This is a genomic window from Streptomyces sp. NPDC046860, from assembly GCF_040645115.1.
Classification (GTDB): Bacteria; Actinomycetota; Actinomycetes; order Streptomycetales; family Streptomycetaceae; genus Streptomyces.
Map to the genome: position 1 here is coordinate 64,929 of NZ_JBEYXQ010000015.1, position 16,321 is coordinate 81,249.

A 16,321-nucleotide genomic window follows, 5' to 3' on the forward strand; every position below is an offset into this window, starting at 1 on the left:
GGGACGCACGGCATCCGTGCCGTCGCGCAGGGTTACGCTCGCCCGATGGACACCAGGCAATCCCCGTCGCCCTCGCCCGCCCGGCCGCCCCTCCGGGCGATCTGGACCCCGGCGCGCCGTCCGTCGCGGCCGCGCCCGGCCCGCGTCACGGCCCGGGTGGCCGCGTCCCTGCTCGCGGCGTCTGCGCTGCTGGTGTCCGGCTGCGCCCCCGGCGGCCGGAGCCCGGCGGCGGACGGCACGGTGACGGCCGCGCTGGCCGCGCTGCCGCGCTCGACCCCCTCGGCGCTGTCGCCGTACTACACGCAGAAGCTGAGCTGGCGGAAGTGCGGCGCCCCCGGTTTCGAGTGCGCCACGATCAAGGTGCCGCTCGACTACGACAAGCCCGGCTCGGGCGACATCGAGCTGGCCGTCTCCCGCAAGAAGGCCACCGGCAAGGGGAAGCCGCTCGGCTCCCTGCTGGTGAACCCGGGCGGCCCGGGCGGCTCGGCGATCGGCTACCTCCAGAGCTACGCGGCCATCGGCTACCCCGCCGAGGTGCGCGCCCGCTACGACATGGTCGCCGTGGACCCGCGCGGGGTGGCCCGCAGCGAGCCGGTGGAGTGCCTGGACGGGCGCCAGATGGACGCGTTCACCCAGACGGACATGACCCCGGACGACGCCCGGGAGGTGGACACGCTGGTCGGCGCCGACCGGAAGTTCGCCGAGGCCTGCGGGAAGCACTCCGCACGGCTGCTGCGCCACGTCTCCACCGTCGACGCGGCCCGTGACATGGACGTCCTGCGCGAGCTGCTCGGCGACGACAGGCTGAACTACGTGGGCGCGTCGTACGGCACGTTCCTCGGCGCGACCTACGCCGGTCTGTTCCCGCACCGCACCGGCCGGCTGGTGCTGGACGGCGCCATCGACCCCTCGCTGGACGCCCGGCAGGTGAACCTGGACCAGACGGCGGGCTTCGAGACGGCCTTCCAGGCGTTCGCCGAGGACTGCGTCCAGCAGGCCGACTGCCCCCTGGACGGCAAGGACGCGACGCCCGCGCAGGTCGGCGACCGCCTGGAGAGGTTCTTCCGCGCGCTGGACGCCCACCCGATCCCGGCCGGCGACGCGGACGGCCGGCTGCTGACCGAGTCGCTGGCCACCACCGGCGTGGTCGCGGCGATGTACGACCAGAGCAGCTGGGAACAGCTCCGCGAGGCGCTGAACTCCGCCCTGGACGAGAACGACGGCGCGGGTCTGCTGTCCCTGTCCGACAGCTACTACGAGCGTGACGCCCGCGGTCACTACAGCAACCTGATGATGGCCAACGCGGCCGTGAACTGCCTGGACCTCCCGCCCGCCTTCGAGGGCCCCGAGCAGGCGGCGGGGGCGGTGCCGGAGTTCACGAACGCGTCCCCGGTGTTCGGCCCCAGCCTGGCCTGGGCGTCGCTGAACTGCTCGTACTGGCCGGTGCGGGCCACGGGCGAACCGCACCGCATCGAGGCGAAGGGCGCGGCGCCCATCGTGGTCGTCGGCACCACCCGCGACCCGGCGACCCCCTACCGCTGGGCCCGCTCCCTGGCCGGCCAGCTCTCCTCCGGCCGCCTGCTCACCTACGAGGGCGACGGCCACACCGCCTACGGCCGCGGCAGCTCCTGCGTGGACTCCGCGATCAACACCTACCTCCTCCGCGGCACCCCGCCCGCCGAGGGCAAACGCTGCACCTGACGGGCGCCGAAGCCCCGCCCCCCGTACCGGTCCCGGCCCCGGGGCCGGTACGAACCACTCTCCGAACCTGTGTAGACTTACCGACGTTGCCGATCGCACCCCGGTGCGTCCAACACGCCGCTTTAGCTCAGATGGCCAGAGCAACGCACTCGTAATGCGTAGGTCTCGGGTTCGAATCCCGAAAGCGGCTCCGAGGAGAAACCCCAGGCCGACGGCCTGGGGTTTTCTGTTGCCTGGCACGGACCGACCCGGACCGGCGCAGCGCGGACGAGTCCGGGCGCGGGTCAGTGCGCCAGCTTCAGTCCCGCCACGCACGCGATGATCCCGAGCAGCAGCAGGATCTTGACGGTGCTCGCGGGTTCGCCGTCGAAGAGCATCGCGTAGGCCGCGGTGAGGGCCGCGCCGATGCCGACCCAGACCGCGTAGCCGGTGCTGACGGGGACCGTGCGGAGGGCGAAGGCCAGGCCGGACATGCTGAGCAGCAGGCCGACCACGAAGACCACGGACGGCACCGGGCGGCTGAAGCCCGCCGACTTGCCGAGGGCTGTCGCCCACACCGCTTCCAGCATTCCGGACAGTACGAGCGCGATCCATCCCATGGAGAACTCCCACGCGCCGTCTTGTCGTGTGCTGGGTACGGCGCACCTCGTCCAGGAGCCGATCGAAGCTCTGCCGGCCATGGTCGCACAGACGGTGGGCGCTCACTTCGCGTCCGCGTAGCACTCCACCACGGCCGTGCTGAACGGGAAGCGGACCGGGGTGTCGCCGAAGGTGAGGCGTGCCGCCAGGGCGGACGCTTCCCGGATGGCCGCGGCGACCTGCTCGGCCTCCTCGGCGGGGCAGTGCACGATGACCTCGTCGTGCTGGAAGAACACCAGCTCGGCGGCGAGGTCCGCGCACGCGCGGCGCAGCGCCGCGAGCAGCAGCAGGGTCCAGTCGGCCGCGCTGCCCTGGACGACGAAGTTGCGGGCGAAACGGCCCCGGCCGCGGTCGCCCGGCGTGCCCCCGCCGGACACCTCCTCCTCGCCGAGCGGGATACCCGCCTCCTCCGCCGCGTCCGCACCGGCCACCGGCGGGCAGGTGCGGCCGAGCCAGGTGCGGACCAGCCGGCCCTCCTCGCCCGCGCGGGCCGCCTCGTCGACGTAGGCCACGGCCTTCGGGTAGCGGCGGCGCAGCGCGGCCAGGTTCTTCAGACCGTCGCCCGAGGTCTGGCCGTAGATCGCGCCGAGCACGGCCAGCTTGGCCTGGTCGCGGTCGCCGGAGAAGGCGCGGTCGGAGACGGCCTGGTAGAGGTCGCTCGCCCGCCCGGCCACCTCCATCAGGCCGGGGTCGCGGGAGATCGCCGCCAGCACCCGGGGTTCCATCTGGTCGGCGTCGGCCACCACCAGCCGCCAGCCGGGGTCGGCCACGACCGCGCGCCGGATCACCTTGGGTATCTGCAGCGCGCCCCCGCCGTTGGTGACCCAGCGCCCGGTGACCGTGCCGCCCGCGAGGAACTCGGGACGGAACCGGCCCTCGCGCACCCAGTCCCGCAGCCAGGACCAGCCGTGCGCCACCCAGATCCGGTACAGCCGTTTGTACTCCAGCAGCGGGGCCACGGCCGGATGGTCGAGGGACTGGATCTCCCAGCGGCGGGTGGAGGCGACCTTGATCCCGGCCCGCGCGAAGGCCCTGACCACGTCGGCCGGGAGGTCGGGGCGCACCCGGTGGCCGAAGGCCGCGGACACCTCGTCGGCCAGCTCGGCCAGGCGGCGCGGTTCGCCGCCGCCCGCGTACCGCTCGCCCAGGAGGTCGGTGAGCAGGGCGCGGTGCACGTCCGCGCGCCAGGGCAGTCCCGCGCGGTTCATCTCGGCGGCCACCAGCATGCCCGCCGACTCCGCGCTGGTCAGCAGGCGCATCCGGTCGGGGTGCGCGGTCCGCTCGTGTCTTCGCTGCTGCTCGGCGTAGACCGCGAGCAGGTCGGTCAGCGGCATCCGGGTTCCGGACGGCTCGAACAGCGAGGGCTGGCCGCCGGGGTCCGCCGCGCGCTGCGGCGGGTCGGGCGGCACGGGGCCGCCCCGGAGACGGGCCAGGGCGGCGGCGGCCGAGCGTGGTTCGCCGTACCGTCCCTCGTGGCCCAGGAGCAGGGTCTCGGCGTCCTCGATGTCGTAGCACCGCTCCACTCGCACCCCCGTGGCGAGCAGTCGCGGGTAGACCTCGGCGGTCGACCTCCACACCCAGCGTCCGGTCTCCGGGCGGCTCCGCACCGCCTGGGCGAGATCGCTCTCGCGCCGGACCGGACCGGCGGGCAACCCGTCCCGGCCGAGTGGGGCGACGTCCACGCCACCGTCCTCGGCCGGGGCGAGGGCCCACCGGTCGGTCATGCGTTTGAGTGTGGCAGGGGGGTCTGACAACGGACCCGGACCGAGGCTCCGCCGCGCGGGGGCAGCTATCCCGCTTGTCAGCCCTCCCGTTCCTCGTCGTCAGGGTGAGTGGCGGCCTCCTGGGCCGCGCCGGCGGCCTTCTTCTGCTCCAGGAGCAGCGCGAGCACACGGTTCACGTACTCCTCGGTGCCCTCCTTGGTGATGCCGAGACCGCTGAGGACGCCCTCGCCGTTCTCCTGCTCCAGCAGGGCCAGCAGGATGTGCTCGGTGCCGATGTAGTTGTGCCCGAGCCGGAGCGCCTCGCGGAAGGTGAGCTCCAGGGCCTTCTTGGCCTCGGGACCGTAGGGGACCAGGTCGGGGGTGGTTCCGGTGGCCGCGGGGAGCGCGGCGGTCGCGGCCTGCCGTACGGCTTCGGCCTCGACGCCCTGCGCGGCCATCGCCTTGACCGCGAGGCCCTCCGGCTCGGCCAGCAGGCCGATCACCAGGTGCTCGGGGCGGCCCTCGGCGTTGCGCGCGGTCACCGCCGCGTTGTGGGCCGCCATGACGACGTTGCGGGCGCGGGGGGTGTAGCGGCTGAAGCCCTGATTGGGGTCGAGGTCGGCCGACTCCTTGGAGACGAACCGCTTCTGCGCCGCCTGCCGGGTCACGCCCATGCTCTTGCCGATGTCGGTCCAGGACGCGCCCGAGCGGCGGGCCTGGTCCACGAAGTGTCCGATGAGGTGGTCCGCCACGTCGCCCAGGTGGTCCGCGGCGATCACCGCGTCCTGGAGCTGTTCGAGGGGCTCGGCGTGGGCGGTCTTGATGGCCTCGATGAGATCGTCGAGGCGTACGGATGCCGTGATGTTCGGGTTGCTCGCCATGTGACAACCGTAGGTTGACAGTCGAGGGGTGTCAACTGATGGTTGACAGTGAATTCCGGCCCGGCGTCAGAAGTGAATTCCGGCCCGGCGTCAGAAGGGAGAAACGGCCGACCGGGCCGCCCGCCGCCAGGACTGTCCACAGGCTGTGGACGACTTTCGCCGAGCGTCGGCGGCCCGTGGCACGATCGACCACGTGACCAGCACTGCCAGCACCGTCGAACGCGCCTTCGCGGCCGCTCTCTACGACGACACCGACCCGGGACTCGACACCGGCGCGTCCCTGCTCGCCGCCGACCCCGCGTCCGACGCCGAGCTGACGCGGCGCGGTGAGGAGTTCCTGGCCACCGCCTGGCAGCGCGGGTGGCAGCCCGCCGACGTGGTCCGGCTGGTGCGCCGGGAGCTGGAGGACGATCACCTCGGTCTCACCGCCGCGCTGATCCGCGCCCAGGCGGGCCGCGACCGGCCGCGTGGCCCCCGCTGGACCGCTCAGCTCGACTCCCTCGCCGACCTGCCGGACGCGCGCGCCACCGACCGCTTCTCGCACGCCACCACCACGCTGGAGCTGTACCGGCTGCTGCTGCGGCTGCCCGCGCTGGAGCCGCTGGAGGAGCCCCGCCGGCCCGCCGGACCGGGCACGTCCCGCACGCTGGGCCGTATCCGCGCCCTGCTCGCCAAGGCCGAGCGCACCGGGTATCCGGAGGAGGCCGAGGCGCTCACCGCAAAGGCGCAGGAGCTGATGGCCCGGCACAGTGTCGACGAGGCGCTGCTCGCCGCCTCCGCCCCGGCGCCGGACGCGCCCGGCGCCTGCCGGATAGGCGTCGAGCCGCCGTACGAGCAGGCCAAGGCCGTCCTGCTGGACGCGGTCGCCCGCGCCAACCACTGCCGCGCGGTGTGGAACGAACCGTTCGGCTTCTCCACGGTCGTCGGGTTCGAGGCCGACCTGGAGGCGGTCGAGCTGCTGCACACCTCGCTGCTGGTGCAGGCCACGCACGCCATGGCCAAGGCGGAGGCGGCCCAGCGGGCCGGGGGGCGCAAGCGGACCAAGACCTTCAGGCAGTCCTTCCTCGCGGCCTACGCCCACCGGGTCGGCGACCGGCTCGCGGCCGCCGCCGAGAGCCAGGTCAGCGAGGACCTGCTGCCGGTGCTGGTCACCCGCGAGGCCGCCGTCACCGACCGGATGGACAGCATGTTCCCGCAGACCACCACCACCCGGCTGCGCGGCATCAGCGACGAGGCCGGGTGGACGGAAGGAGCGCGGGCGGCGGACGAGGCCCAGGTCAGATCCCGCCCGAGGCTCCCGTGAGCCCCGCGCCGCCCCGGCTGCCCCCAAGAAAAGAGGGAGCTGGTCGCCAGAAAGGAGGGAGTTAGTCGCCGACCTGCTGGAAGGCGCTCACCGACGCGTCCAGGCCGTCCGCGCCCTTGGCCGCGACCGGGCCGAACTTCCAGGGGAAGCTCTTGGAGTCCCCGCCGCCCGGCAGGGTGACCTCCAAGGTGCTCGCCTTCATGGCCTTGGCGTCGCCGTCCGCGCCGCGCACGTAAGAGATGGTGAAGGTCGCCGAGGCGCCCTTGGCCAGCTTCAGCGTCTGCGCCTGGGCGCCCTCGCTCACCGGCAGCTTCACCGACCGGTCGCCCTGGTGCAGGGTGACGCCGGGGAAGTGGTCCAGGGTGCAGGGGGCGCTCTGGTTGGTGATGCTGACGGGCACCTCGCCGCTGTCGCCCGCCGCGGGGGCCACGCTCGCCGAACCGACCTCCAGGGCGACCGCGCCGGTCGCGCAGCCCGAACCGGTCTTGCTCTTGGCGCCGTCCGTACCGCCGCTGTCGCCGTCGGAGCAGGCGGTCAGGGCGAGGGCGGCAACGAGAGCGGTGAGGGTGAGCGGAATGACGCGGCGCATGTACTGATCCCATCGAGGTCGTGACGTCTCCCCGCATCATGGCGCCTCGGCGGGCGGCGCGGGCACGCACCCCCGCCGATTCACCACTTCAGGCGGTGCGATGGCGCGGGCGGAGCCGGGGGAGCGGCGCGGGCGGCGGGTCTACGACGGCTGGAGAGCCGTGGGCAGCCCGGTGGGCAGCTTGCCGCCTTCCGCCCTGGTGTACGACTCCGACCCGGCACCGCCCTTCCAGGTCACCTTCAGCGACTCGGCGCCGACCGAGTCGACCGTGCCCTCGGCCCGGCTGTCGTCGCCGCCCTGACAGGTGAGCCTGATCACGCCCTTGCCCGCCTGCTCGGCCGCCGTGCCGCTGCACACCGTGCCGCCGGTGACGAAGAGGCCCGCCTGCTTCCCGGTGATCACCAGAGCGACGATCTTGCCGCCGCCGGTGGTGACCCAGCTCCCCTGGAGCGGATCGGACGCAGAGGACCCCGAGGTGCCCGCGTCGCCGCCGGAGTCCGCCGAGCCGGAGGGGGCCGGGGCCGAGGTGCTCGTGGCCGGCGGGCCGTCCGGCGAACTGTCGCCGCCGCACGCCGTCACGGTCAGCGCGAGCGCGCTCACCAGCCCCGCCGCCGCAGCGGCCCGAACTCTTGCGGTCGCCGTCGTCACGTCAAGCTCCCAACCAGTAGCCGGTCGCCCCGCCGGCCGTGCGCGAGGCCCCCCTGAGCCGGAGGTCCGCAGCAAGTTACCAGCCGTTACCCGGGGGAAGCCGGGACACCGGGGAACAAGGACGGCCCCGTTCGCCGCTCCGCCCTGAGCCGGGAGGTTCCGATCCGGACTACCTGGCGCGGAAGCGCGGGCGTGGGGCGCGTTCGCGCATGCCCGGAGCCGCATCGGGGCAGACGCGTCAACACCGCACGCCCCGGGGCCCGGGTAAAGCGGACGTCAAACCTGTAACCGCGGGAACACCCGCCGTGCACGTGCATCTGCCCATTCATCTGCACATGAACAAGGTTATGATCCGGGTCGATCGACCTGTGCGACATCGATCAGTACGACATCGACCAGAGCATCCATGGCCACATCAGACAGTGCACAGCGGGGAGCGACCTGTGGACCGCTACGTTGACAGCGTGTACGGGGGGTACGACGTGTACAACGGCATGGCTGCCACGCAGTTGGACGGCGTGGCCTGGCAGAAGAGCCGCCACAGCAACTCCCAGGGTTCCTGCGTGGAGTTCGCGCGGCTGCCCGGCGGCGAGGTCGCCGTACGCAACTCGCGCTTCCCGGACGGTCCCGCGCTCGTCTACACCCGCGCGGAGATCGAGGCGATGCTCCTCGGCATCAAGGACGGCGAGTTCGACCACCTCATCGTCGGCTGACCCGAAGGGCGGCGGCTCGGGCGGCGGTTTCTGGCAACGATGTCAACGGCCGTGCCCGGCAGGCGGGTTCCGGACTATCGGCCGGCGCTCTCCAGCCGGAACAGCGCCCACACCAGCTTTCCGCGGACGTCGCCCGGGACCGGGTGCCAGCCCCAGCCGTCCGCGAAGGACTCCACCAGCAGCAGCCCCCGCCCCGACTCGGCGGAGAAGTCGTCCTCCGTCTCGCGCGGTACCGGCGTCTCCTCGCTGGGGTCGCGCACCGCGCACACCAGCCGCTCCGGCCAGCGCAGCAGGTGCAGCCGGACCGGCGAGCCGTGTCCGGGGCCGGTCCGCGGTTCCTCGGGCAGGGCGTGGCGCAGGGCGTTGGTGACGAGTTCGGAGACCACGAGGGCGATGTCGTCGAAGCGGTCGCCGACGTCCCAGGGTTCGAGGGTGGACCGGGTGAAGCGCCGCGCCTCGCCGACCGCCTCGTAGCGGGCGGGCAGGGCGCAGGAGGCCGCTTCGCACACGGCCGAGGGGTCCAGTGGCGGAAGGCCCTGCCGTAACGGCTTGAGCATGGTCGATCCATTCGTCCCCATGCGAGGCACTCCCGGAATTCGCGGTCGTTGCGAGGCAGCGGTGGCGCGGCACCATGGTTTCGGATGCGCACAGCAGATGCAAGGGCAGATGCACGTGCACGCGGCCGAAATCGCCCCTCGCGTACCGCTTCTTGGCCATTTTTTCCGCCATCGGGGCGCGGTCGGCCGCCAATGGTCGTGACCTGTGGTGGGCAGAAACGGTTCAGCTCTTTCCGTTTCCGTAACCGTACGAGTACTGCTTGAAGTGTTTTAGTGGCAGACTCAGGCACTTGAGGACGGTTGGGGAGGCTGACGAACGTGAGCGCGGGAGAGCCCGGATCGGTGGTGCGGCGGATGCTGCTCGGCTCGCAACTCAGGCGGCTGCGTGAGGCTCGGGGGATCACACGCGAGGCGGCGGGTTACTCGATCCGCGCCTCCGAATCGAAGATCAGCCGGATGGAGCTGGGCCGGGTGAGCTTCAAGACCAGAGACGTGGAAGACCTGTTGACGCTCTACGGCGTCGACGACGAGGCGGAGCGCGAGTCCCTTCTCTCCCTCGCCCGGGAGGCCAACGTGGCGGGCTGGTGGCACAGTTACTCGGACGTGCTGCCCAGCTGGTTCCCCACCTATGTGGGTCTGGAGGGTGCCGCGCACCTGATCCGGGTCTACGAGGTGCAGTTCGTGCACGGCCTGCTCCAGACCGAGGGGTACGCCCGCGCGGTGGTCCGGCGCGGGATGCGCGGCGCGAGCGCGGAGGACGTGGAACGCCGGGTCGCCCTGCGGCTGGAGCGGCAGAAGCACCTGCTCGGCGAGCACGCGCCCGAGTTCCACATCGTGCTCGACGAGGCCGCCCTGCACCGCCCGTACGGCGACCGCGAGGTCATGCGCGGGCAGCTCCGGCACCTCGTCGAGGTCTCCGAGCGGCCCAACGTGCGGCTCCAGGTCATGCCGTTCGACTTCGGCGGCCACTCGGGCGAGAGCGGTGCCTTCACCCTGCTCAGCTTCCCCGAATCGGACCTGTCCGACGTGGTCTACCTGGAGCAGCTCACCAGCGCGCTCTACCTGGACAAGCGCGAGGACGTCGCCCAGTACGAGCACGCCCTCAAGGAGCTCCAGCAGGACAGCCCCGGTCCCGAGGAGAGCCGCGCGCTCATCGAGAGGATCGCTCAACGCGTCTGATGAGCAAGTGAGTTGAGGAGTGACGGACTCCTCGGCCGCCATGGCTCACCAGTACGATGGCCCGTGATCAGCACCTGGCGTGACTCAGCCGTACGCTCACGATTGAGGGATCACATGGCGGCCTTTTTCAGCGACCTCGCCCAGCAGTACATCGACGGCGAATGGCGGCCGGGCACCGGCTCCTGGGACGTCATCGACTTCAACCCCTACGACGACGAGAAGCTGGCCTCCATCACCGTGGCCTCGGTCGACGAGGTGGACGAGGCGTACCGGGCCGCCGAACGCGCGCAGCGGGAGTGGGCGCGCACCAGCCCCTACACGCGCCGCGCGGTGTTCGAGCGGGCCCTCGCGCTGCTTCAGGAGCGCGAGGAGGAGATCGCCGGGCTGATCGTCGCGGAGCTGGGCGGAACCCGGGTGAAGGCCGGCTTCGAGATCCACCTCGCCAAGGAGTTCCTGCGCGAGTCGGTGCACCTGGCGCTGCGCCCCGAGGGCCGCATCCTGCCCTCCCCGGCGGACGGCAAGGAGAACCGCCTCTACCGGGTCCCGGTCGGCGTGGTGGGCGTGATCAGCCCCTTCAACTTCCCCTTCCTGCTCTCCCTGAAGTCGGTCGCCCCGGCGCTGGCGCTCGGCAACGGCGTGGTCCTCAAGCCGCACCAGAACACCCCGATCGCGGGCGGCACCCTCATCGGCAAGCTCTTCGAGGACGCGGGCCTGCCCGGCGGGCTGCTCAACGTGGTCGTCACCGACATCGCCGAGATCGGGGACGCCTTCATCGAGCACCCGGTGCCCCGGGTCATCTCCTTCACCGGCTCCGACGGCACCGGCCGGCACGTCGCCACCGTGTGCGCGGCGCACTTCAAGCGCGCGGTGCTCGAACTCGGCGGCAACAGCGCCCTGGTGGTGCTGGACGACGCCGACATCGACTACGCGGTGGACGCGGCCGTCTTCAGCCGGTTCGTGCACCAGGGGCAGGTCTGCATGGCCGCCAACCGGGTGCTGGTGGACCGCTCCGTCGAGCGGGAGTTCACCGAGAAGTTCGTCGCCAAGGTCCGCTCGCTGCCGGTCGGTGACCCGAGCGACCCCCGTACCGTCATCGGCCCGGTCATCAACTCCACCCAGGCGAACGCACTTTCCCAGGTGGTCGAGCAGGCGCTCGCCGAGGGCGGTACGGCCCTGGTGCACGGCTCGGTGAAGGGCAACCTGGTCGCGCCCAGCGTGCTGACCGGGGTGCCGGAGGGGTCGGAGCTGCTGCGGCAGGAGGTCTTCGGGCCGGTGGTCTTCCTCGTGCCGTTCGACGGCGAGGAGGAGGCGGTCCGTCTCGTCAACGACACCCCGTACGGCCTCAGCGGGGCCGTGCACACCGCCGACATCGAGCGCGGGGTGGCCTTCGCCCAGCGGATCGACACCGGGATGTTCCACGTCAACGACGGGACCGTGCACGACGAGCCGATCGTCCCCTTCGGCGGGGAGAAGCACTCCGGCATCGGCCGGCTGAACGGCGAGACGACGCTGGAGGCGTTCACCACCACCAAGTGGATCTCGGTGCAGCACGGCCGCAGCGGCTTCCCCTTCTGAGCCCGTCGCTGGGGCGCTTCCGGGCCGCCTCTGAGCCGCTTCCGGGCCGCGCGGGAGATCCCTCCGGGTGACTTCCGATGTCACGGGCCATTGAGGACAGCATCTGACCTCGATGGCCCGTAGCGTCGTCGGGGCCGGGATGAACCGGACCGGCGGTACGTCAGGAGAGGTGGACGGTCATGGTCACTCATGTGGGAGCCGAGGCGCCGGGGGACGAGCGCGGGGCGCTGCTGGCCTTCCTGGAGGAGCAGCGCGGGGGCATCCGCCGGGCCCTGCTGGGCGTGACGGAGGAGCAGGCGCGGACCCGGCCCAGCGCCAGCGAACTGTCGCTGGGCGGACTGCTGAAGCACGTCGCCGAGATGGAGCAGACCTGGCAGGCGCGAGCCCGCCAGGAGCCGCCGGCGGTGCACCGGGACGAGTCGAACTGGAGCGAGTGTTTCCGGCTCACCGACGACGAGACGGTCGCCGGGCAGCTCGCGTACTGGGAGCAGGTCGCGGCCGGGACGGAGGAGCTGATCCGCTCCGCGCCCAGCCTGGACGACACCTTCCCGCTGCCCCAGGCCCCCTGGTTCCCGCCGGAGGGCCGGGTCTCGCTGCGCTGGGTCGCTCTGCACCTGATCCGCGAGACGGCCCGGCACGCCGGGCACGCCGACATCATCCGGGAGTCCCTGGACGGGAAGACGGCGTTCGAACTGGTCGCGCTGGAACAGCAGCAGTCCGCGTCATAGGGGCTTTCAGTGGTGGAACCCCGTGGCCGCGTCCTTCTCGCCGCTCGGCCCCTGCTGGCGGCGCAGGCCGGGCAGGGCGCGGGTGAGGTCGGCGAGGAAGAGGTCGGCCAGGTCGTGGGAGAAGCCGTTGCGGCACACCACCCGCAGCACGGACAGGTCCTCCCGGTCGGCCGGGAAGGTGTACGCGGGCACCAGCCAGCCCGCCTCCCGCAGCCGCCGGGAGACGTCGAACACGTCGTACGCGGTGACGTGGCCGGCGGTGGTGAAGGCGAAGACCGGCAGCTCGTCGCCCCGCGTCAGCAGGCGGAAGTCGCCGAGTTCCTCGATCTTCGCCGCCAGGTAGGTCGCCACGTCCCGGGTGGAGCGCTGCACCGCGCGGAAGCCCTCGCGGCCCAGGCGCAGGAACGTGTAGTACTGGGCCGCGACCTGGGCGCCGGGGCGGGAGAAGTTCAGCGCGAAGGTCGGCATGTCGCCGCCCAGGTAGTTGACGCGGAACACCAGCTCCTCGGGCAGGGCCTCCTTGTCCCGCCACAGGGCCCAGCCGACGCCGGGGTAGACCAGGCCGTACTTGTGGCCCGAGGTGTTGATCGAGGCCACGCGCGGCAGCCGGAAGTCCCAGACGAGGTCCTCGTCCAGGAAGGGGGCGATCATCGCGCCCGAGGCGCCGTCCACGTGCACGGGGACGTCGAGGCCGGTGCGTTCCTGGAGGGCGTCCAGCTCGGCGCACAGCTCGGCGACGGGCTCGTAGGAGCCGTCGAAGGTGGAGCCGAGGACGCCGACGACGCCGATGGTGTTCTCGTCGCACAGCGCGGCCGCCGCGCGGGGGTCGAGGTGGAAGCGGTCGCCCTCCATGGGGACCAGCCGGGGTTCCACCTCCCAGAAGTCGCAGAACTTCTCCCAGCAGACCTGGACGTTGACGCCCATCACCAGGTTCGGGCGGGCCCCGGGGTAGCGGTCGGCGTTCCGCTTGGTCCAGCGGCGCTTGAGCGCCATCCCGGCGAGCATGCACGCCTCGCTGGAGCCGGTGGTGGAGCAGCCGATCACGGCCGAGGGGTCGGGGGCGTTCCACAGGTCGGCGAGGATCGCCACGCAGCGCCGCTCCAGCTCGGCGGTGCGCGGGTACTCGTCCTTGTCGATCATGTTCTTGTCCAGGCACTCCGACATCAGCACCCTGGCCTGCGGCTCCATCCAGGTGGTGACGAAGGTGGCCAGGTTCAGCCGGGCGTTGCCGTCGAGCATCAGCTCGTCGTGCACCACCTGGTAGGCCGTGTCCGGGGCCAGCGGGACGTCCGGCAGGCGGTGGGTGGGCGGGGCCTCGGTCATCCCGCAGACGGGGTCGGCGCCCCCGAAGAACGGGTTGACGGATATACGGCGTTCCCCGTGCTTGCCGGAACCTCTGTGCAGCGCCATGGGCCATGCCTCCATCAGGGGGAGTTCGGTGGGAATCCGGAAGGAATTCAGCGGAGCGGGGTCCCGTCCGGGCGCAGCTGCATCTGCGGCCGTCCGGTCACCAGCAGCCACGCGGGCAGCGAGCCGATGCACAGCAGGGTGATGACCGCGGGCGAGGAGACCAGTACGGCGGCGGTGAACAGGCTCACCCAGCCCTGCCGGGTGATCGCCAGCAGCATCCCCAGCACGCCCGCGGCCACCCCGACCGACGGGTGCACGGCGGGGACCAGCGCGTGCGCGCACAGACCGAGCGCGGCCCCGATGAACACGGACGGGAAGATCCGGCCGCCCCGGAACCCGCACGAGGCCGCCACCACCAGCGCCGCCAGCTTCACCACCGCCATCACCGCGAACTGGCCCGCCGACCAGCCGTCGGGGTCCCGCGCCAGCTCCCCGACCTCGGTGAGCCCCTTGAACAGCGTCAGGTGGCCGCCCGCGGCCGCCAGCGCGCCCAGTACGAGCCCGCCCGCCGGAAGCATCAGCATCGGGTGCCGCAGCCGGCCGAAGGCCCGGTGGACGTAAGGGAAGACGTAGACCCCGCACATGCCGAGCAGCGCGGCCGCCGGGGCGATCACCAGTGCCGCCACGATGTCGCCCCACCGGGCGTGGCCGAAGGGCGGCAGCCCCAGGTCGAAGGTGGGCCGTGCCACCAGGGTGGTCGTGACGGCGCCGCACGCGGCGGCGGTCAGCGGGGCGAAGAGGTTGTCCCAGAGCCGTCCGCGCAAGGGGCGTCCGGCCAGGGCCTCGGATATCACCAGCGCCGCCGCGACCGGTGTGCCGAACAGCGCCCCGATCGTGCCCGCCTCGGCGAGCACCGGCCACAGCGAGTCCGGCGTCCTCGGCACCAGCTTCTGCCCGAGCCACATGGCGAGGCCGACGTTGACCGCGATGATCGGGTTCTCCGGGCCGAGGCTGGGGCCGCCCGCCAGCATCAGCCCGACCGCCAGCACCAGACCGGGCAGCACCACCGGCGGCAGCACCGGCGCGTTCAGGCCGAGGGTGGCCGGGTCGGGCCCGGCGTGGCCGGGGACCTTCCACACCACCAGGCCGACCGCCACACCGGTGGCGAAGAGCATCACGAACATCCACAGCACCGAGTACCGGCCCACCCCCAGCGCGTCCGGCAGCGGCCCCCACAGCACGTGCTGGAGCTTTTCGGCGGCCGTGCTCACCCCGACGAAGACGAGGCTGGCGGCGATCCCCACCGTCACGGCGGGCAGGATCAGCGGCAGCAGCGCGCGTGCCGGGGCCGTGGGAGCGGTCGGAGGCGGCTGCCGCGCGGTGTCCTGGGCCACGGGCTCACCATAAGCGGACAAGTCGGACGCAACATCCCGTAGGAGAATCCTTCTTGCACCTCACCCGGCGTGAGGGCGCAGCGTGGACCCCGAACCGGCGGCGCACCCCCGCGCCCCGGACGACAAGGAGCGAGAACGTTGAGCCACTCCGTGGGACAGGTCGCGGGGTTCGCCGGGATCACGGTGCGCACCCTGCACCACTACGACGAGATCGGCCTGCTCGTGCCCGGCGGGCGCACGCACGCCGGGCACCGGCGCTACACGGACGCCGACCTCGACCGGCTCCAGCAGATCCTGTTCTACCGCGAGCTCGGTTTCCCGCTCGACGAGGTCGCCGCCCTGCTCGACGACCCGGACGCGGACCCGCGCGCCCACCTGCGCCGGCAGCACGAACTGCTGACCGCCCGGATCGAGAGGCTGAGCCGGATGGCGGCGGCCGTGGAACACGCCATGGAGGCACGCACGATGGGCATCGACCTCACCCCCGAGGAGCGCTTCGAGGTCTTCGGGGACCACGACCCCGAGACCCACGCCGAGGAGACCGAGCGCCGCTGGGGCGGCACCGCGGCGTACGCGGAGTCCCAGCGCCGCGCCGCCCGCTACACCAAGGCCGACTGGCAGCGGATGCGCGCCGAGTCCGACGACTGGAACGCGCGTTACGCCGCCCTGGTGGCCGACGGCACCCCGCCGGGCGACGGGGCGGCCATGGACCTCGCCGAGGAGCACCGGCGGCACATCGGCGCCTGGTTCTACAAGTGCCCGTACGCCATGCACCGCTGTCTGGGTGAGATGTACGTCGCCGACGCCCGCTTCACCGCGTACTACGACGCTCTCGGCCCCGGTGTCGCCGCCCATCTGAACGCGGCCATCGCCGCCAACGCCGACCGGCACGAGGCGTAGGGGCAGGGCGGCGCCGGTCCTGGCTCACTCGCGGGCCAGGACCACCGCCGTGCCGTAGGCGCACACCTCGGTGCCCAGGTCGGCCGCCTCGGTGACGTCGAAGCGGAAGGCCACCACCGCGTTGGCGCCACGCGCGCGTGCCTGCTCCACCAGGCGCTCCATGGCCTGGTTGCGGGTCTGCACCAGGGTCTTGGTGAGCCCCTTCAGCTCGCCGCCGATCATCGATTTCAGCCCGGCGCCGATCTGGCTGCCGAGGTGGCGCGACCTGACGGTGAGGCCGAAGACCTCGCCGAGCACCCGCTCCACCCGGCGTCCGGGCACGTCGTTCGCCGTCACCACCAGTACGTCCGGCTCGGGCCCCTGGCCGCCGCCGTAGTCGTCGAGTCCCATGGCTCACAGCTTTGCCCCGCTCGCCCCGCAGTGCATTCTGGGACGGCCGGTGGAACCTGGGCCGGTCGCGA

General features: G+C 72.4%; 16 protein-coding genes, 1 tRNA gene and 1 riboswitch. Of the genes, 8 read left to right on the plus strand and 9 right to left on the minus strand.

Going from position 1 to position 16,321, the window contains the following annotated elements:
- The first annotated feature begins 45 nt into the window (after positions 1–45).
- A complete protein-coding gene (locus ABZ898_RS21405; protein WP_361661059.1) occupies positions 46–1,701 on the plus strand; it encodes an alpha/beta hydrolase in 1,656 nt (551 codons plus the stop codon).
- Positions 1,702–1,817: 116 nt separating this feature from the next.
- Positions 1,818–1,891, plus strand: a tRNA-Thr gene (locus ABZ898_RS21410).
- A gap of 94 nt (positions 1,892–1,985) precedes the next feature.
- Here ABZ898_RS21410 and ABZ898_RS21415 read toward each other — a convergent pair.
- From ABZ898_RS21415 to ABZ898_RS21425, 3 genes are all read right to left on the minus strand, one after another.
- Positions 1,986–2,300 (minus strand): multidrug efflux SMR transporter, encoded by a 315-nt coding sequence (locus ABZ898_RS21415; RefSeq protein WP_361661062.1) that lies wholly within the window; start codon positions 2,298–2,300, stop codon positions 1,986–1,988.
- A gap of 10 nt (positions 2,301–2,310) precedes the next feature.
- Positions 2,311–2,374: riboswitch (guanidine-III (ykkC-III) riboswitch) on the minus strand.
- A 28-nt stretch (positions 2,375–2,402) separates the two neighbouring features.
- Complete coding sequence (locus ABZ898_RS21420; protein WP_361661065.1) at positions 2,403–4,064, minus strand: bifunctional 3'-5' exonuclease/DNA polymerase; 1,662 nt, start codon at positions 4,062–4,064, stop codon at positions 2,403–2,405.
- Between the two features lie 77 nt (positions 4,065–4,141).
- Complete coding sequence (locus ABZ898_RS21425; protein ID WP_361661068.1) at positions 4,142–4,924, minus strand: Clp protease N-terminal domain-containing protein; 783 nt, start codon at positions 4,922–4,924, stop codon at positions 4,142–4,144.
- Between the two features lie 193 nt (positions 4,925–5,117).
- Between ABZ898_RS21425 and ABZ898_RS21430 the strand changes: the two genes are divergently transcribed.
- Complete coding sequence (locus ABZ898_RS21430) at positions 5,118–6,227, plus strand: DUF2786 domain-containing protein (RefSeq protein WP_361661071.1); 1,110 nt, start codon at positions 5,118–5,120, stop codon at positions 6,225–6,227.
- A gap of 61 nt (positions 6,228–6,288) precedes the next feature.
- Here ABZ898_RS21430 and ABZ898_RS21435 read toward each other — a convergent pair whose 3' ends face one another.
- Together ABZ898_RS21435 and ABZ898_RS21440 are read right to left on the minus strand one after the other, a co-directional pair.
- Positions 6,289–6,816, minus strand: a complete 528-nt coding sequence (locus tag ABZ898_RS21435; RefSeq protein ID WP_361661074.1) for a DUF4232 domain-containing protein — start codon at positions 6,814–6,816, stop codon at positions 6,289–6,291.
- Positions 6,817–6,957: 141 nt separating this feature from the next.
- The gene (locus ABZ898_RS21440; protein ID WP_361661077.1) at positions 6,958–7,464 is read right to left on the minus strand and encodes a hypothetical protein; all 507 of its coding nucleotides are present in this window, start codon (positions 7,462–7,464) and stop codon (positions 6,958–6,960) included.
- 494 nt (positions 7,465–7,958) lie between these two features.
- Here ABZ898_RS21440 and ABZ898_RS21445 point away from each other — a divergent pair, with 494 nt between their 5' ends.
- The gene (locus ABZ898_RS21445) at positions 7,959–8,177 is read left to right on the plus strand and encodes a DUF397 domain-containing protein (RefSeq protein WP_234306599.1); all 219 of its coding nucleotides are present in this window, start codon (positions 7,959–7,961) and stop codon (positions 8,175–8,177) included.
- Between the two features lie 74 nt (positions 8,178–8,251).
- Here the strand turns inward: ABZ898_RS21445 and ABZ898_RS21450 are convergent, their stop codons facing one another.
- Entirely contained in the window at positions 8,252–8,755 is a 504-nt protein-coding gene (locus ABZ898_RS21450; protein WP_361661079.1) for an ATP-binding protein, read from the minus strand.
- A 333-nt stretch (positions 8,756–9,088) separates the two neighbouring features.
- On the opposite strand from ABZ898_RS21450, the gene ABZ898_RS21455 reads away from it, so the two are divergent.
- From ABZ898_RS21455 to ABZ898_RS21465, 3 genes are all read left to right on the plus strand, one after another.
- A complete protein-coding gene (locus ABZ898_RS21455) occupies positions 9,089–9,913 on the plus strand; it encodes a helix-turn-helix transcriptional regulator (protein ID WP_361661263.1) in 825 nt (274 codons plus the stop codon).
- 114 nt (positions 9,914–10,027) lie between these two features.
- Entirely contained in the window at positions 10,028–11,488 is a 1,461-nt protein-coding gene (locus ABZ898_RS21460) for an aldehyde dehydrogenase family protein (protein WP_361661082.1), read from the plus strand.
- Positions 11,489–11,667: 179 nt separating this feature from the next.
- On the plus strand, positions 11,668–12,216 hold the full coding sequence (locus ABZ898_RS21465; protein ID WP_361661085.1) for a DinB family protein: 549 nt from the start codon (positions 11,668–11,670) through the stop codon (positions 12,214–12,216).
- A 6-nt stretch (positions 12,217–12,222) separates the two neighbouring features.
- Here ABZ898_RS21465 and ABZ898_RS21470 read toward each other — a convergent pair whose 3' ends face one another.
- Both ABZ898_RS21470 and ABZ898_RS21475 read right to left on the minus strand, forming a co-directional pair.
- Positions 12,223–13,626, minus strand: coding sequence for a glutamate decarboxylase (locus tag ABZ898_RS21470; RefSeq protein WP_361661088.1), 1,404 nt, complete (start codon positions 13,624–13,626; stop codon positions 12,223–12,225).
- A gap of 47 nt (positions 13,627–13,673) precedes the next feature.
- The gene (locus tag ABZ898_RS21475) at positions 13,674–14,960 is read right to left on the minus strand and encodes an ion channel protein (protein WP_361661091.1); all 1,287 of its coding nucleotides are present in this window, start codon (positions 14,958–14,960) and stop codon (positions 13,674–13,676) included.
- A 138-nt stretch (positions 14,961–15,098) separates the two neighbouring features.
- Here ABZ898_RS21475 and ABZ898_RS21480 point away from each other — a divergent pair, with 138 nt between their 5' ends.
- Positions 15,099–15,860, plus strand: coding sequence for a MerR family transcriptional regulator (locus tag ABZ898_RS21480; RefSeq protein ID WP_361661094.1), 762 nt, complete (start codon positions 15,099–15,101; stop codon positions 15,858–15,860).
- Between the two features lie 24 nt (positions 15,861–15,884).
- Here the strand turns inward: ABZ898_RS21480 and ABZ898_RS21485 are convergent, their stop codons facing one another.
- Positions 15,885–16,250: a YbjQ family protein gene (locus tag ABZ898_RS21485; protein WP_161149100.1), complete on the minus strand. Its 366-nt coding sequence runs from the start codon at positions 16,248–16,250 to the stop codon at positions 15,885–15,887.
- Positions 16,251–16,321: the final 71 nt, after the last annotated feature.

Coding starts and splice junctions, on each gene's coding strand:
- ABZ898_RS21405 (WP_361661059.1), top strand. CDS start 46: ATGGACACCAGGCAATCCCCGTCGCCCTCGCCCGCCCGGCCGCCCCTC.
- ABZ898_RS21415 (WP_361661062.1), bottom strand. CDS start 2,300: ATGGGATGGATCGCGCTCGTACTGTCCGGAATGCTGGAAGCGGTGTGG.
- ABZ898_RS21420 (WP_361661065.1), bottom strand. CDS start 4,064: ATGACCGACCGGTGGGCCCTCGCCCCGGCCGAGGACGGTGGCGTGGAC.
- ABZ898_RS21425 (WP_361661068.1), bottom strand. CDS start 4,924: ATGGCGAGCAACCCGAACATCACGGCATCCGTACGCCTCGACGATCTC.
- ABZ898_RS21435 (WP_361661074.1), bottom strand. CDS start 6,816: ATGCGCCGCGTCATTCCGCTCACCCTCACCGCTCTCGTTGCCGCCCTC.
- ABZ898_RS21445 (WP_234306599.1), top strand. CDS start 7,959: ATGGCTGCCACGCAGTTGGACGGCGTGGCCTGGCAGAAGAGCCGCCAC.
- ABZ898_RS21450 (WP_361661079.1), bottom strand. CDS start 8,755: ATGGGGACGAATGGATCGACCATGCTCAAGCCGTTACGGCAGGGCCTT.
- ABZ898_RS21455 (WP_361661263.1), top strand. CDS start 9,089: ATGCTGCTCGGCTCGCAACTCAGGCGGCTGCGTGAGGCTCGGGGGATC.
- ABZ898_RS21460 (WP_361661082.1), top strand. CDS start 10,028: ATGGCGGCCTTTTTCAGCGACCTCGCCCAGCAGTACATCGACGGCGAA.
- ABZ898_RS21465 (WP_361661085.1), top strand. CDS start 11,668: ATGGTCACTCATGTGGGAGCCGAGGCGCCGGGGGACGAGCGCGGGGCG.
- ABZ898_RS21470 (WP_361661088.1), bottom strand. CDS start 13,626: ATGGCGCTGCACAGAGGTTCCGGCAAGCACGGGGAACGCCGTATATCC.
- ABZ898_RS21485 (WP_161149100.1), bottom strand. CDS start 16,250: ATGGGACTCGACGACTACGGCGGCGGCCAGGGGCCCGAGCCGGACGTA.